Annotated in this window: 16 protein-coding genes; 4 read left to right on the top strand and 12 right to left on the bottom strand. The window is 59.2% G+C overall.

The window, feature by feature from the left end; genetic code table 11:
- Positions 1-57: 57 nt before the first annotated feature.
- Positions 58-831: a hypothetical protein gene (locus ACZZ0D_RS26920; RefSeq protein ID WP_463554694.1), complete on the top strand. Its 774-nt coding sequence runs from the start codon at positions 58-60 to the stop codon at positions 829-831.
- Positions 832-970: 139 nt separating this feature from the next.
- Here the strand turns inward: ACZZ0D_RS26920 and ACZZ0D_RS26915 are convergent, their stop codons facing one another.
- The 11 genes from ACZZ0D_RS26915 to ACZZ0D_RS26865 all read right to left on the bottom strand — a co-directional run bounded on the left by ACZZ0D_RS26915 (position 971) and on the right by ACZZ0D_RS26865 (position 8,653).
- A complete protein-coding gene (locus ACZZ0D_RS26915; RefSeq protein WP_463554693.1) occupies positions 971-1,522 on the bottom strand; it encodes an RNA 2'-phosphotransferase in 552 nt (183 codons plus the stop codon).
- Between the two features lie 121 nt (positions 1,523-1,643).
- Positions 1,644-1,967, bottom strand: coding sequence for a DUF3392 domain-containing protein (locus ACZZ0D_RS26910; RefSeq protein ID WP_127930116.1), 324 nt, complete (start codon positions 1,965-1,967; stop codon positions 1,644-1,646).
- A 20-nt stretch (positions 1,968-1,987) separates the two neighbouring features.
- Positions 1,988-3,193 carry a radical SAM family heme chaperone HemW gene (gene hemW / locus ACZZ0D_RS26905; RefSeq protein ID WP_463554692.1) on the bottom strand — a complete coding sequence of 402 codons (1,206 nt, stop codon included), beginning with the start codon at positions 3,191-3,193 and terminating at the stop codon, positions 1,988-1,990.
- Positions 3,190-3,783, bottom strand: a complete 594-nt coding sequence (gene rdgB / locus ACZZ0D_RS26900) for an RdgB/HAM1 family non-canonical purine NTP pyrophosphatase (RefSeq protein WP_218959280.1) — start codon at positions 3,781-3,783, stop codon at positions 3,190-3,192. The genes hemW and rdgB overlap by 4 nt, the downstream gene beginning before the upstream one ends.
- Positions 3,783-4,217 (bottom strand): DUF4426 domain-containing protein, encoded by a 435-nt coding sequence (locus ACZZ0D_RS26895; protein ID WP_053124482.1) that lies wholly within the window; start codon positions 4,215-4,217, stop codon positions 3,783-3,785. The genes rdgB and ACZZ0D_RS26895 overlap by 1 nt, the downstream gene beginning before the upstream one ends.
- 26 nt (positions 4,218-4,243) lie before the next feature.
- A complete protein-coding gene (gene metW, locus ACZZ0D_RS26890) occupies positions 4,244-4,864 on the bottom strand; it encodes a methionine biosynthesis protein MetW (protein WP_053124483.1) in 621 nt (206 codons plus the stop codon).
- Positions 4,865-4,871: 7 nt separating this feature from the next.
- Complete coding sequence (gene metX / locus ACZZ0D_RS26885) at positions 4,872-6,011, bottom strand: homoserine O-succinyltransferase MetX (RefSeq protein ID WP_053124485.1); 1,140 nt, start codon at positions 6,009-6,011, stop codon at positions 4,872-4,874.
- Between the two features lie 224 nt (positions 6,012-6,235).
- Entirely contained in the window at positions 6,236-6,526 is a 291-nt protein-coding gene (locus ACZZ0D_RS26880; RefSeq protein WP_008083790.1) for a DUF167 domain-containing protein, read from the bottom strand.
- The gene (locus tag ACZZ0D_RS26875) at positions 6,523-7,113 is read right to left on the bottom strand and encodes a YggT family protein (protein ID WP_053124487.1); all 591 of its coding nucleotides are present in this window, start codon (positions 7,111-7,113) and stop codon (positions 6,523-6,525) included. Before ACZZ0D_RS26875 ends, ACZZ0D_RS26880 begins: the two co-directional genes overlap by 4 nt.
- A 10-nt stretch (positions 7,114-7,123) precedes the next feature.
- Positions 7,124-7,942: a pyrroline-5-carboxylate reductase gene (proC, locus tag ACZZ0D_RS26870; RefSeq protein ID WP_463554691.1), complete on the bottom strand. Its 819-nt coding sequence runs from the start codon at positions 7,940-7,942 to the stop codon at positions 7,124-7,126.
- Between the two features lie 24 nt (positions 7,943-7,966).
- On the bottom strand, positions 7,967-8,653 hold the full coding sequence (locus ACZZ0D_RS26865; RefSeq protein ID WP_463554690.1) for a YggS family pyridoxal phosphate-dependent enzyme: 687 nt from the start codon (positions 8,651-8,653) through the stop codon (positions 7,967-7,969).
- Between the two features lie 56 nt (positions 8,654-8,709).
- On the opposite strand from ACZZ0D_RS26865, the gene ACZZ0D_RS26860 reads away from it, so the two are divergent.
- Positions 8,710-9,744 carry a type IV pilus twitching motility protein PilT gene (locus ACZZ0D_RS26860; protein ID WP_212545015.1) on the top strand — a complete coding sequence of 345 codons (1,035 nt, stop codon included), beginning with the start codon at positions 8,710-8,712 and terminating at the stop codon, positions 9,742-9,744.
- Positions 9,745-9,877: 133 nt separating this feature from the next.
- Complete coding sequence (gene rarD, locus ACZZ0D_RS26855) at positions 9,878-10,765, top strand: EamA family transporter RarD (RefSeq protein WP_463554689.1); 888 nt, start codon at positions 9,878-9,880, stop codon at positions 10,763-10,765.
- 223 nt (positions 10,766-10,988) lie between these two features.
- On the opposite strand, the gene ACZZ0D_RS26850 is transcribed toward rarD, so the two are convergent.
- Positions 10,989-11,507: a glycine cleavage system transcriptional repressor gene (locus ACZZ0D_RS26850; protein ID WP_400648734.1), complete on the bottom strand. Its 519-nt coding sequence runs from the start codon at positions 11,505-11,507 to the stop codon at positions 10,989-10,991.
- A gap of 675 nt (positions 11,508-12,182) precedes the next feature.
- Here ACZZ0D_RS26850 and ACZZ0D_RS26845 point away from each other — a divergent pair.
- Positions 12,183-14,360, top strand: a complete 2,178-nt coding sequence (locus ACZZ0D_RS26845) for a malate synthase G (protein ID WP_463554688.1) — start codon at positions 12,183-12,185, stop codon at positions 14,358-14,360.
- Positions 14,361-14,464: the final 104 nt, after the last annotated feature.

Genomic DNA, 14,464 nt, shown 5'->3' with positions numbered 1-14,464 from the left:
AGTTTGGCTATGATCCGCCGAAAGCTCGAGGCCCCCATTTGTAAAGGAAGACAAATCTTGAAAGCCATTTTTGCCTGCACGCTGGTTCTGGGTCTCATTTGTTGCGCAGCGTGCGAACGGGTAGTCAGCCCCGAGGAATACTTCGCGAGTGCGCAGAGAACGGCGGCAAAGATCGAGCGCGACGCGAATGACCGGATCAAGCGTGAGGCCGCCGGGGAAAGCGTGCAATACACCCCTGAACAGTTGCGCGTTGCCGAAGGTGATCTCGAGGCTCTTGTGGACAACCTCAAGCATGCATCGGACGGCGGGCACACGCTGGCCACCTATTTTCTGGCCAGCCTGCAGGACAACCCGATGTTTTCCGAGCAGACGCGCTTACAGACCTGTGGTCTTTATCAGCAGGCCATGGATGCTGGATTGTTAGCGGCGGCGGTGGGCTATTACCATTTGTGTGACAAAGCGTATGAACGATTTGATGCGCAAAATCCTGATCATTTGAAATTCTTGCAGTCTCTCGAGCAGTTGCTGCTCAAGCCTGATACGCATGCTGACGACTATCCGTTGCAGACCAAACGTTCGCTGTGTTTCGAAGAAAACGGGGCGCCTGCCGACAAGGTCGGGCCGATGGCCGCCATGCGAGCCCGCGCAACTGGCTTGGTATTGTCCGAAGACCAGTTCCGGGCTGAGGCCTACTACATACTCGCGTTGACACGTGTGAACGGCAGCGATATGCGCGACAGCGGCAATATCGAACACTTCGATAAAGCGATAGCGCTGGGCTGCAAGGATTCCGTTGGCCTCAAGGCCATCCTTCAGGCGCAGAGCCGCTGATCGAAGAATCATTGAACCAACGCCCAATAGTGGGCGCGAGCCTGCTCGCGAAAGCGGTCTGACAATCAACGATGTTGTTGGATGTTAAGACGCCTTCGCGCGCAGGCTCGCTCACACAGTTGTTTTGTGTATTAGGAGATTACAGGGGCGCAAGAAATCGAGCGGGCACCTGCTCTGTCAACCAGACGCCATTTTCGGCCTGATAGAACTTGAAGCCTTCTTCCAGCATCTGCTGCGTGGCGACTGCGAGGGCAGCCACTACGCTGCCGTAGCGTTGACCTACGGAAGTGGCAGTGGCGATCTCTTCCGAAAGATGCACGTGATGGCGTGATCCAGCGATCAAACCTTGTTCATTGATCGAATCGAGAAAACGCGTCGCGGTGCCGTGATACAGCGTTTGCGGTGGGTGCTTCTCGTCGAACTGCAACTCGACAGTCTTCGTCGAGTGGCCCTGAACAGCGCGGATGCACAAGCCGTCAGTAGAAATCGCAAAACGCTTTTTGTCGCTACTTGCCACCACCGTTTCAATCAAATCGCGATCGAGGTTACGACCGTCACGCGCAGCGCCATTAATCAGTGCGTCGATATCTGCCCAGCCATCCGAATTCAGCGTAAGACCAATCGCTTGAGGCTCGTGACGCAACACGAAGCTGAGAAACTTGCTTGTCTCGTCCAGCGTTTTTTTACTCATGAACGTCCCTGACTAACAGTAAAAAAGGAAGAACCACGCGCTGTAGGAGCTGCGGCACGCTGCGATCTTTTGATCTGATTGTTCCCACGCGAAGCGTAGGAACGGTCAATCGGCTGACAAGTCAGCGGCGATCAGCAACCACGCCGATCAGCACCAGTACCACCAACAACACCGGCGCCAAACTGTAGTTGTTGAACTGGCTCAGACCCTTGATCACCCAAGGCGTGGCGTAGATCAGCGCCGCGCCGCTGCCGATCACGCACAGCAGCGACATCAGCGGTACGCGCAAGGCGCCGGCGATGCTGCCCAGGCGTTGCTCGACCCAGCCTTTGAAGTCGGCGCCGAACAACACCAGCAGGCAGCCGACCAGCGCCAAGGCGATTTCCGAGAGGTTGCTGCGGCTCCAGCGGGAGACGGTGGCGAGCAGGTCGAGTATCAAATCCATGCGTTTTCCCTTGACTGAAGTCAGTTCAGAAATTGTTGCAGCAAGTCGTTGAGGAATAGCTGTCCACGCTCGGTGGCCGCCAGACGTGACGGTTCGACCTGCAACAGACCGCTTTGTTCTGCCGCTGCCCGGCCTTCAGCGAGGCTTTCCAGCGACAGGCCAGTGCGCTCCGGATACAGGCGCGATTCAACGCCTGCAGTCAGGCGCAAAGCGTTCATCAGAAACTCGAACGGCATCTCGTCATTGGTCAGCGCTTTTTCGCCGGCCTGAAAGCTTTTTGCCGGATTCAAGTAATCCTTCGGCAGACGGGTTTTCCACGTCCGCACGATGCGCCCGTCCGGATGACTCAACTTGCCATGCGCGCCCGCACCAATGCCGATGAAGTCGCCAAAACTCCAGTAATTGAGGTTATGCCGCGCCGGTCGCCCGGCCTGTGCATAAGCCGAGACTTCATACTGCGCGTAACCGTGTTCGGCCAGTAGCGCCTGCCCGGCCTCTTGAATGTCCCACAACGTGTCGTCTTCCGGCAGCACTGGCGGCTGATTCCAGAACACCGTGTTCGGCTCCAGCGTCAGTTGATACCAGGAAATGTGTGTCGGATTCAGTTCGATGGCCTGGCGCAAATCGCTCAAGGCATCGTCCAGCGACTGATCGGGCAAACCGTGCATCAAGTCGAGGTTGAAGTTATCGAACCCGGCCTGTCGCGCCATCCCCGCCGCGCGCACCGCTTCGTCACCGTTGTGAATGCGGCCCAGCGCCTTTAGCTTTTCCTGCTGAAAGCTCTGGATACCGATCGACAGACGATTGATCCCCAACTTGCGGTAGGCGACAAACTTCTCTTGCTCGAACGTGCCCGGATTGGCTTCCAGGGTAATTTCGATGTCGTCGGCAAACGGGATGCGCTGCTCGACGCCTTCAAGCAAACGCCCAAGCGCCTCGGCACTGAACAGGCTCGGCGTACCGCCACCGAAGAAAATCGATGTCAGCTCACGGCCATAAACCGCGTGCAGATCCTGATCAAGATCGGCCAGCAAGGCGTCGACGTATTCCTGCTCCGGCAACACCGGGCTGGCGGTGTGCGAGTTGAAATCGCAATACGGGCATTTGCGCACACACCACGGGATGTGGATGTACAGCGACAAGGGCGGCAGCGTTGGCAGCGGCGCCCGAGGCGAAGAAGCGGCGCCGCCGACGATCAGCGACGACGCAGAAGAGTCACGGGTCATTTCAAGCCCAGACGCTGGCGCAGCAGATCCATTGCACGGGCGCGGTGGCTGATCTGGTTCTTGTCGGCCGGGCTCAGTTCGGCGCTGGACACATCACGCTCCGGGACCCAGAACAGCGGGTCATAACCGAAACCGTGCTCGCCACTGGCAGCGGTCAGAATGCGCCCGTGCCACAGGCCTTCGCAGAGGATCGGCAATGGATCATCGGCATGACGCACCAGCGCCAGCACACAAACGAACTGCGCCCCACGCTCGGCTTCCGGTACATCTTTCAGGGCGTCGAGCAGTTTGGCGTTGTTCGCCGCATCGCCCTTGCCGTCGGCATAACGCGCCGAATAGATGCCCGGCGCACCGCCAAGGAAATCCACCGCCAGACCGGAATCGTCGGCCAGCGCCGGCAGCCCGGAAATGCGTGCGGCGTTGCGCGCCTTGAGGATCGCGTTCTCGACGAACGACAGACCGGTTTCTTCCGGCTCGACCTTGCTCCACTCGCCAATCGAGCGCAGTTGCACCGATTCGCCGAGCATGGCCTGAAGTTCTTTGAGTTTGCCGGCGTTATGGCTGGCCAGTACGAGCTGCTTGATGTTCATTATTCGCCGGGAAAAAGTTCTTGGTTGAAATTGATGGTGTTGATCTTGTCGCCGTTCTGCACCTTGATTTCAAAGGTGCGGGTTTCCTGTTGTTCCACCGGGTATTGGGCGATGTAGTACACCGCGCCCTGTTCGGTGACCTGACGGAAATTCAGCGGCACGCTCTTGCTGGTCAGGTCTTTGACTGTGCCAGTGACGCTGGCGATCAGCGGTTTGCCGTCCTTGATCACCGAGACATTGATCACGCCTTGATTCTTGCTACGGATCAGCTCCGCCGCTTTAGCAATGTCCGGTTGCAGGTACGTCGAGTTGAAAGTGTTGTAGTGCACCGTCACGTCGCCAAAGGTTTCCTGACGCTCACCCTTGATGACGTCGGCCGCCAGAGCGCTGGCGCTCAGGCAGGCAGTCAATAACAACAACGCTAAACGACCCATGATCGTGCTCCTCGAAATGGCGTGGCTCAGACCGCGACCTTGTGGTCGGCAAGCACCGGGCTGCTGACGCGGTAAATACCAATCTCACCTAATAGATTAGGCCATAGCTTACTGGCCCACCCGTGACGGTGCTGTTGATCCACGGCAAGCCGATCAATGACCTTCGCGTCACGTTCGCGGCAAAGTGCCTCAAAGTCTTCGAAGGTGCAGAAGTGGATGTTCGGCGTGTTGTACCAGGTGTACGGCAGAAATTCCGAAACCGGCATGCGCCCCTTGCTCGCCAGATACCAGCGGCAGCGCCAGTGGCCGAAGTTCGGGAAGGTGATGATGCACTGACGACCGACCCGCAGCATTTCGTCGAGGATCTTGTCCGGGTAGTGCACGGCTTGCAGGGCCTGGGTCATGACGACGATGTCGAAACTGTTGCTGGCGAAGTTGCCCAGCCCCTTGTCCAGATCCTGCTCGATGACGTTGACGCCTTTGGCCACGCACTGGGCGATATTGTCGGCGTCGTTTTCCAGGCCATAACCGGTGACGTTCTTGTTGTCGCGCAGCCAGGTCAGCAGTTCGCCGTCACCGCAACCGAGGTCGAGGACGCGGCTGCCGGCGGGGATCCATTCCTGGATGATTTCCAGATCAGCTCTCATGGCTTTCTCACAACGTGATGCGGTTCATGTAATTGCCGAACGCCTGCAAGTAGCGCGGGATCGGAATCAGGAAGGCGTCGTGGCCCTGCGGTGCGTCGATTTCCAGATAGCTGACGTCTTTGCGCGCCGCCATCAGCGCATCCACCAGCTCACGGGAACGCGCCGGGGAGAAACGCCAGTCGGTGGTGAACGACATCACGCAAAACTTGGCCGTGGCGTTTTCGAAGGTTTTCGCCAGATCATCGTCGAAGTTCGCCGCCGGATCGAAGTAATCCAGCGCCTTGGTCATCAACAGATAGGTGTTGGCGTCGAAGCGTCCGGAGAACTCTTCGCCCTGATAACGCAGGTAACTTTCGACCTGGAACTCGACACTGTGGAAGTCGTAGTTAAGCTTCTCGCTCTTCAGACCACGGCCGAATTTCTCGCCCATCGAATCGTCGGACAGGTACGTGATGTGCCCGACCATGCGCGCCAGCATCAAGCCGCGCTTGGGTATCACGCCCGCTTCCTGGAACGAACCGCCGTGGAATTCCGGATCCGTGAGGATCGCCTGACGCGCGACTTCGTTGAAGGCGATGTTCTGCGCCGACAGTTTGGGTGCCGAGGCGATGGCCAGGCAGTGACGCACGCGATCCGGATAGGTGATCGTCCATTGCAGCGCCTGCATGCCGCCGAGGCTGCCGCCGATCACCGCCGCCCACTGGCCGATGCCGAGCAGGTCAGCGAGACGCGCCTGGCTGTGCACCCAATCTTCCACGGTAAGTACCGGGAAGTCGGCACCGAACGGTTTGCCGGTCTCCGGGTTGATGCTGCTCGGGCCGGTTGAGCCGTTGCAGCCGCCGAGGTTGTTCAGGCTGACCACGAAGAATTTATTGGTGTCGATCGGTTTGCCGGGGCCGATGCAGCTGTCCCACCAACCGGGTTTACGGTCGTCGACGCTGTGATAGCCAGCGGCGTGGTGGTGGCCGGACAAGGCGTGGCAAATCAGTACAGCGTTGCTCGCTTGCGCGTTCAGCGTGCCGTAGGTTTCGTAGATCAGGTCATAGGCGGCCAGCGACCGGCCACAGGCCAAGGCCAGCGGTTCGCTGAAGTGCGCGGTTTGCGGCGTCACCAGACCAACAGAATCGGGGGGAAAGGCAGTTGGCATCGACCCTGCTCTCGTTGAAATGAGGCGTAAGTCTAAAGACCGGGGGGGTTAGCGGCAAGCAACGATCGGGCCTCATTCATTCATCGAACGCGACCCCTGTGGCGAGGGGATTTATCCCCGTTGGGTGGCGAAGCCGCCCCCTGCGTTCTATCAGCCAAACCGGGTTGGCAGGTTTTACGACTGCTGCGCAGCCGAGCGGGGATAAATCCCCTCGCCACAGGAGATCAGGGGCGCACTAGTCCGGGCAAATCCGGCAACTTCTTCGGCGAGCAAATCTTCACTCGTTTCTGCCGGTTCAGCTCACCGCTGAGCAAACTCACCTGGCTCTTCGAAACCCCAAACGCCTTGGCCAGAAAACCCATCAGATAAGCATTGGCCTTGCCCTCGACCGGCGGCGCGGTCAGGCGAATCTTCAAACGATCACCGTGCAGCCCGGCGAAATCATCGCTGCGGGCTGCCGGTTGCAGGTGACACTCGAGGATCAAGTCGTCACCGTCCCATCGAAACCAGCTCACATCAGCAGACGGAGGATTTCCGGCATCATCGTCATCGCCGCCAGATTGTTGATCACCAGCATGTCGATCAGCTTGAGCGCGAGGAAGGCGAAGATCGGCGACAGATCCAGACCGCCGAGGTTTGGCAGGATTTTGCGGAACGGCGCCAATGCCGGCTCGCAGATCTGATTAACCAGCTCAGCACCCGGATTGTGGCTGCCCGGCGCGACCCACGACAGAATCACGCTGATGATCAGGGCGAAGAAGAAAATCTTCAGGAACAGCGCGGTCACGCCGATCAGCGACCAGATAAACAGTTGCAGCGGGTTGCCAGTGGTGCCGTACGTCAGCAGCAGGGTCAGCGCCATCAGCGCCAGTTGCACCAGAATCGCCAGCACCAGCGAGGACATGTCCAGACCGAACACGCTCGGAATGATCCGGCGCAGCGGTTTGAGCAGAGGCTGGGTCGCTTTGACGATGAACTGGCACAGCGGGTTGTAGAAATTCGCCCGCACCAGTTGCAGCACGAAACGCAGCAGCACGATCAGCAGGTACAGACTGCCGAGGGTTTGCAGCACGTAAACCGCTGCAGTGTTCAATCCAATCATGTAAGGCTCCTTATTTGCCCAGTTGTTCGGCCATTTCGGCCGAGCGGTGCGCGGCGGCGCCGAGTGCGGTTTCGACCAGGGCTTCGAAGCCATTGGCCTGGAAAGATTTGATGGCAGCTTCTGTGGTGCCATTTGGCGAGGTCACCCGGCGACGCAGTTCGGCGGCATCGACATCGCTTGCGACCGCCATGTGCGCGGCGCCCAATGCAGTTTGCAGCGTCAGTTGTTCAGCAACTTCCTTCGACAGACCGAGTTTGACGCCGGCAGCGGTCATCGCTTCGATCAGCAGGAAGAAGTACGCCGGGCCGGAACCGGACACTGCCGTCACCGCATCCAGTTGCTGTTCTTCGTTCAGCCACAGGGCGATGCCGACGGCGGACAGCAGCTCTTCAGCTTGCTGACGCTGCTCGGCAGTCACTTCGCTGGTCGCGTACAAACCGCTGACGCCCTGACGCAGCAGCGCCGGGGTGTTCGGCATGCAACGCACGATCGGCTGCTCGCCCAACCAAGCGGTCATGCTGGCGCAGGTGATGCCAGCGGCAATCGACACCACCAGTTGATTCGGTTTCAGGCTCGGGCGAATCGCTTCGCACACGGTTTTCATGGCTTGCGGCTTGACCGCCAGCACGATCACGTCGACGCCGTCGATGGCTTGAGCGTTGTCGGCAAACGTTTCGATGCCGTGCTCAGCGCTGACCCTGGCGCGGGTTTCTTCGCCCGGATCGCTGGCACGGATGTGTGCAGCTTCCAGACCTTTGGCGCGCAGGCCGCCGATCAAACTGGCCGCCATGTTGCCCGCACCGATAAACGCAATACGTGTGTTGCTCATGTGTGGTCGCTTATCTGCAAACGTTCAAGATTGGGAATAGTCGCGGGCGCCAAACAGGGCCGTACCGATACGCACCCAAGTGGCGCCTTGGGCGATGGCCGACTCAAGGTCGTGGCTCATGCCCATGGAAAGTGTGTCGAGCGGCAAATCGAGGCTCGCCTGCAATTTCTGCACGGCGGCGAAGGCCGCGTCTTGCTCGGTGCGGTCGTCGGTCGGCTCGGGAATCGCCATCAAGCCGCGCAGTTTCAAACGCGGCAAAGTGCTGATGGCCGCGGCCAGCGCCGGCAGATCGTCAGGCGTGCAGCCGGATTTACTCGCCTCACCGCTGACGTTGACCTGAATGCAGATGTTCAGCGGCGGCAACTCGGCCGGGCGTTGTTCGGACAGACGTTGAGCGATTTTCAGGCGATCCACGGAGTGCACCCAGTCGAAATGCTCGGCAATCGCGCGAGTCTTGTTCGATTGAATGGGGCCGATGAAGTGCCAGATCAAGGGCAGGTCAGCCAGTTCGAGCTGTTTGCTCAAGGCTTCCTGCAGATAGTTCTCACCAAAGTCGCGCAGGCCGGCGGCATACGCTTCGCGCAGGGCCTCGGCGGGTTTGGTCTTGCTCACGGCGAGCAACTGGACGCTGTTTTCAGGACGGTGTGCGGCTTGGGTCGCGGTCTGGATGCGCGAACCAACGTGGGAAATGTTGTCTGCTATCGTGGACATCAAGAGGCGCCAGCGGTCTGAAGGTTCGCGGCATTCTACTGGAATTGAGGAACGCTATGGATATCACTGAACTGCTGGCCTTCAGCGCCAAACAAGGCGCGTCCGACCTGCACCTGTCGGCCGGTCTGCCGCCGATGATCCGCGTCGACGGCGATGTGCGGCGGATCAATCTGCCGCCGCTGGATCACAAGCAAGTGCACGAGTTGATCTACGACATCATGAACGACACCCAGCGGGTCGACTTCGAGAAACATCTGGAAACCGACTTTTCCTTCGAAGTCCCCGGCGTGGCGCGCTTTCGGGTCAATGCCTTCAACCAGAACCGTGGCGCCGGCGCCGTATTCCGTACCATTCCGTCAAAAGTGCTGAGTATGGACGACCTCGCCATGGGCGATGTTTTCCGCAAGATCACCGATGCCCCGCGCGGGCTGGTGCTGGTCACCGGCCCGACCGGCTCGGGCAAGTCGACCACGCTGGCGGCGATGATCGATTACCTCAACAACCATCGCCATCACCACATCCTGACCATCGAAGACCCGATCGAATTCGTTCACGAATCGCGCAAATGTTTGATCAATCAGCGCGAAGTCCACCGCGATACGCGCAGTTTCGCCACGGCATTACGTTCGGCGTTAAGGGAAGACCCGGACGTGATTCTCGTCGGTGAGATGCGCGACCTGGAAACCATTCGCCTGGCGCTCACCGCTGCTGAAACCGGGCATCTGGTGTTCGGCACCCTGCACACCACGTCGGCGGCGAAAACCATCGACCGCGTGGTGGACGTGTTCCCCGGTGACGAGAAATCGATGGTGCGCTCAATGCTCTCGGAGTCCTTGCTGGCGGTGGTCTCACAGACGCTGATCAAGAAGATCGGCGGCGGTCGGGTCGCGGCGCACGAGATCATGCTCGGTACCTCGGCGATCCGTAATCTGATCCGCGAAGACAAAGTCGCGCAGATGTATTCGGCGATTCAGACCGGTGGCTCGCTGGGCATGCAGACCCTCGACATGTGCCTGAAAGATCTGGTGAGCAAAGGCTTGATCAGCCGCGAGCATGCGCGGGAGAAAGCGCGGACGCCGGATAATATCTGATCGCTTTTATTCAAGCCTCCCCAGTGGAGGCTCAATCCTTCGTTCACACATTCCCGACCAATCAGCTACGGCATTCGCTGGCAAACCTCCTTACAATCCCCTCCTTTGTTAGCTGCCTAAGCAAGGATTCTGCATGCAAGCTGCCAACCCGCGTCGCGGGTACATTCTGGGCCTCACGGCCTACATCATTTGGGGCCTGTTCCCGATCTATTTCAAAGCCATCGCCGAAGTACCGGCAGTCGAGATCATCATCCATCGGGTGCTGTGGTCGGCGCTGTTCGGCGCGTTGCTGCTGATGGTGTGGAAACACCCGGGCTGGCTGCGCGAGTTGCTCGACAATCCCAAACGTCTGGCGATTCTGGCGTTGAGCGGCACGCTGATCGCGGCCAACTGGCTGACGTATGTGTGGTCGGTGAACAACGGACGCATGCTGGAAGCCAGCCTCGGTTATTACATCAACCCGCTGGTCAACGTGTTGCTGGGGATGATGATTCTCGGCGAACGACTGCGGCGGATGCAGTGGATTGCGGTTGGGCTGGCCGCGGTGGGTGTGGCGCAGCAGGTCTGGCAGGTCGGCAGTCTGCCGTGGGTGTCGCTGGTGCTGGCGCTGACCTTCGGTTTTTATGGGCTGATCCGCAAACAGGCGCCAGTCAAGGCGTTGCCGGGTCTGGTGGTGGAAACCTGGATGCTGGTGCCGATTGCCATCGCCTGGCTGCTGTTCAACCAGACCGCGACCAGCGCGCAACCTGAGTTCTGGACAACCTCGCAAGCCTGGTGGCTGGTCGCCGCCGGCCCGGTGACGCTGGTGCCGCTGGTGTGTTTCAACGCAGCCGCGCGGCATTTGCCCTACACCACGCTGGGCTTCCTGCAATACCTCGCGCCGACGCTGGTGCTGCTGCAAGCGGTGCTGCTGTTTGGCGAGCACTTGTCGTCCAGCACGCTGGTCGCGTTCATGTTTATTTGGGCCGGTCTGGCGGTGTACAGCATCGATGCGTGGATAAGTTTGCGCCGGCGCAGCTGATCAAAAAACACACAAACCTCCGCAGGCCACGGTTCTCGTGGCCTGCAACGTTCCGCCCCAAGGTTATCCACAGTGTGATCCCCGCCGTTTGTGTGCAAGTCACTGAATGCTGGCGGTTTTTTGATCAACTCCAGCAAAGCCACGGCGGGCGTGGCTTTGCGCGCAGTCTCTACAGGTTATCCACAGGCAGGTGCACGTTAAAACTGGATAACCTGATTGGCGTTTAAAGGTCTGTGCGTAACACCAGTTCGACCATCAAGTCATCGGCCAGTGTTTCCAGGCGTGACTGCAACACGTCGAGCGACAAGGTTAACGGCACGGCGAGAATCGCTTCGGCGTGGAACAGTGGCTCGCTGCTCATCGGCGCCGGACGCACTTCGGTCACCAGCCGTTCGAGGTTCACGCCCTGCTCGCTGAGCAAACGGGTGATGTCGCGCACAATCCCCGGACGGTCGTTACCCACCAGATCCATGGCGATCGGTTTCCAGGTGCAGGATTGTTCGATACCGCTTTCGGCGATCAACACGCGAATGCCGTGAGTCGACAATGCTTGTAGGGCATCGACCAATTCGTCGTAAGCCTCTGCCGGCACGCCCACCCGCAAAATCCCGGCAAACTGCCCGGCCATCCGCGACATGCGACTTTCCAGCCAGTTACCGCCGTGCTCGGCAATGCATTGGGCAATGCGCTCGACCTGCCCGGGCTTGTCCGGGGCGAAAACGGTGAGTACGAGATGATCCATGGCGCCGCCCTCTTGTCATGACTGTTGTTATAGAAGGGGAAGTATAGGCAAGGGCGTTGATTCAGCCTGACCCGACCTGCCTTGCTGGAAAACTGGGTTTGGGTTTGGGTTTGGGTTTGGGCATGAACCTGTGGCGAGGGGATTTATCCCCGTCCGGCTGCGCAGCAGTCGTAAATCCTGCCAACTCGGTTTACCTGCCAAGAACGCTGGGGGCGGCTTCGCCACCCAACGGGGATAAATCCCCTCGCCACAATTGACCCCACCACCAAGACCTATGTGACAGATGCCATAGCAGCCAAATAGTATTTATGTGTACAACTTTTGATATTTAGCTGGAACAATCCAATGGTTTTTTGAGAACATCCCGTTCCGCGATGTGACCGCAATGCGACATGAGGTCGCAGAACGACGTAATTAGTCTGATTTTCACAAGCGCAACTCATCATGTAGTATGCCGCAGCGCGCACTACATAACGCTGAACCGATGTCTGCCCGAAGCCTGTTCGCAACCCTGAAAGCCCCGTCAGCAAGGCCCCAAGCCGTTGATTGGTTCCAGCCCAGCCGCCAGCAATGGCATGTACTGGTCGGCAGGTTTGTGGTTTAAATGGCCCAGAGGCTTCATTGTCAAAATTGAAGAGCTGAAAAGCGAAATAGCTGAGCAGAGTGAGGCAAGCAATGACTGAACACGTTCAAGTCGGTGGCCTGCAGGTCGCCAAAGTCCTGTTCGACTTCGTGAACAACGAAGCCATTCCCGGTACCGGCCTCACCGCCGAAAAATTCTGGGAAGGTGCCGACAAGGTCATTCATGACCTGGCGCCGAAGAACAAAGCCCTACTCGCCAAACGCGATGACTTCCAGGCTCGTATTGACGCCTGGCATCAGGAACGCAACGGTCAGGCGCACGACGCCGTGGCCTACAAAGCCTTCCTGCAAGAAATCGGTTATCTGCTGCCAGAAGCGGCTGATTTCCAGGCAACGACGCAAAACGTCGATGATGAAATCGCCCGTACCGCCGGCCCGCAACTCGTTGTGCCGGTGATGAACGCTCGCTTTGCTCTCAATGCTTCGAACGCCCGCTGGGGTTCGCTGTATGACGCCCTCTACGGCACCGACGCGATCAGCGAAGAAGGTGGCGCAGAAAAAGGCAAAGGCTACAACAAGGTGCGTGGCGACAAAGTCATCGCCTTCGCCCGCGCGTTCCTCGACGAAGCCGCGCCGTTGGCGGCTGGCTCCCACGTCGATTCGACCGGCTACAAAATCGCCGACGGCAAACTCGTGGTCACCCTCAAGGGCGGCAGCAACAGTGGCCTGCGCGATGATGCACAACTGATCGGTTTCCAGGGCGACGCCAACGCGCCAATCGCGATCCTGCTGAAACACAACGGTCTGCATTTCGAAATCCAGGTCGACGCTACTACCCCGGTTGGCCAGACCGACCCGGCCGGCGTCAAAGACATCCTGATGGAAGCGGCGCTGACCACCATCATGGACTGCGAAGACTCCGTGGCCGCCGTCGATGCTGACGACAAAGTGGTGATCTACCGCAACTGGCTCGGCCTGATGAAGGGCGACCTGTCGGAATCCGTGTCCAAGGGCGGTCAGACTTTCACCCGCACCATGAACCCGGATCGCACCTACGCCGCGCCAAATGGCGGTGAAGTGACGCTGCACGGTCGTTCGCTGTTGTTTGTGCGTAACGTTGGTCACCTGATGACCATCGACGCGATCCTCGACAAAGACGGTAACGAAGTGCCGGAAGGCATCCTCGACGGTCTGGTCACTTGCCTCGCGGCGATGCACAACCTCAACGGCAACACCTCGCGTCGCAACACCCGCACCGGTTCGGTCTACATCGTTAAACCGAAGATGCACGGCCCGGAAGAAGCGGCGTTCACCAACGAGCTGTTCGGTCGCATCGAAGACGTGCTGGGCCTGAAGCGCAACACCCTGAAAGTCGGGATCATGGACGAGGAGCGCCGCACCACGGTCAACCTCAAGGCCTGCATCAAAGCGGCCAGCGAGCGCGTGGTGTTCATCAACACCGGTTTCCTCGACCGCACCGGCGACGAAATCCACACCTCCATGGAAGCCGGCCCGGTTGTGCGCAAGGCTGACATGAAGGCTGAGAAGTGGATCGGCGCCTACGAAAACTGGAACGTCGATATCGGTCTGAGCACCGGCCTGCAAGGTCGCGCGCAAATCGGTAAAGGCATGTGGGCGATGCCCGACCTGATGGCCGCGATGCTTGAGCAGAAAATCGCGCACCCACTGGCTGGCGCCAACACCGCTTGGGTTCCATCGCCGACTGCCGCTGCACTGCACGCGCTGCACTACCACAAGGTCGACGTGTTCGCCCGTCAGGCCGAACTGGCCAAACGTGCTCGCGCGTCGGTCGACGACATCCTGACCATCCCGCTGGCGGTCAACCCGAACTGGACGCCAGAGCAGATCAAGAACGAACTGGACAACAATTCCCAGGGCATTCTTGGTTACGTGGTGCGCTGGATCGACCAGGGTGTGGGTTGCTCGAAAGTGCCGGACATCAATGACGTCGGCCTGATGGAAGACCGTGCCACGCTGCGTATCTCCAGCCAGCACATCGCCAACTGGCTGCGCCACGGCGTGGTGACCGAAGCGCAAGTGATGGAAAGCCTCAAGCGCATGGCGCCGGTGGTTGACCGTCAAAACGCCAATGACCCGCTGTACCGTCCGCTGGCCCCGAACTTCGACAGCAACATCGCCTTCCAGGCGGCGGTCGAACTGGTGGTCGAAGGCACCAAGCAGCCGAACGGTTACACCGAGCCGGTTCTGCACCGTCGTCGTCGCGAGTTCAAGGCGGCTAACGGCCTGTAAATTTGCGTAGAAGTGAAAAAGCCCTGATCGAGAGATCAGGGCTTTTTTGTTTGGGCGGTGGATTGGATTTTTGTGCTGGGCTTGAGATCCATCCCCCTCACCCC

The sequence above is a fragment of the Pseudomonas sp. AC193 genome (assembly GCF_979258075.1).
Note: the sequence above shows the minus strand (reverse complement) of the source record. Positions and strands in the feature narration are given on the sequence as shown.

What these genes read in the sequence shown, in the direction of transcription:
- metW (WP_053124483.1), bottom strand. Translation starts at nt 4,864, where the DNA reads ATGAGAGCTGATCTGGAAATCATCCAGGAATGGATCCCCGCCGGCAGC.
- ACZZ0D_RS26910 (WP_127930116.1), bottom strand. Translation starts at nt 1,967, where the DNA reads ATGGATTTGATACTCGACCTGCTCGCCACCGTCTCCCGCTGGAGCCGC.
- ACZZ0D_RS26865 (WP_463554690.1), bottom strand. Translation starts at nt 8,653, where the DNA reads ATGTCCACGATAGCAGACAACATTTCCCACGTTGGTTCGCGCATCCAG.
- rdgB (WP_218959280.1), bottom strand. Translation starts at nt 3,783, where the DNA reads ATGAACATCAAGCAGCTCGTACTGGCCAGCCATAACGCCGGCAAACTC.
- rarD (WP_463554689.1), top strand. Translation starts at nt 9,878, where the DNA reads ATGCAAGCTGCCAACCCGCGTCGCGGGTACATTCTGGGCCTCACGGCC.
- metX (WP_053124485.1), bottom strand. Translation starts at nt 6,011, where the DNA reads ATGCCAACTGCCTTTCCCCCCGATTCTGTTGGTCTGGTGACGCCGCAA.
- ACZZ0D_RS26850 (WP_400648734.1), bottom strand. Translation starts at nt 11,507, where the DNA reads ATGGATCATCTCGTACTCACCGTTTTCGCCCCGGACAAGCCCGGGCAG.
- ACZZ0D_RS26875 (WP_053124487.1), bottom strand. Translation starts at nt 7,113, where the DNA reads ATGATTGGATTGAACACTGCAGCGGTTTACGTGCTGCAAACCCTCGGC.
- ACZZ0D_RS26845 (WP_463554688.1), top strand. Translation starts at nt 12,183, where the DNA reads ATGACTGAACACGTTCAAGTCGGTGGCCTGCAGGTCGCCAAAGTCCTG.
- ACZZ0D_RS26915 (WP_463554693.1), bottom strand. Translation starts at nt 1,522, where the DNA reads ATGAGTAAAAAAACGCTGGACGAGACAAGCAAGTTTCTCAGCTTCGTG.
- ACZZ0D_RS26860 (WP_212545015.1), top strand. Translation starts at nt 8,710, where the DNA reads ATGGATATCACTGAACTGCTGGCCTTCAGCGCCAAACAAGGCGCGTCC.
- ACZZ0D_RS26895 (WP_053124482.1), bottom strand. Translation starts at nt 4,217, where the DNA reads ATGGGTCGTTTAGCGTTGTTGTTATTGACTGCCTGCCTGAGCGCCAGC.
- proC (WP_463554691.1), bottom strand. Translation starts at nt 7,942, where the DNA reads ATGAGCAACACACGTATTGCGTTTATCGGTGCGGGCAACATGGCGGCC.
- hemW (WP_463554692.1), bottom strand. Translation starts at nt 3,193, where the DNA reads ATGACCCGTGACTCTTCTGCGTCGTCGCTGATCGTCGGCGGCGCCGCT.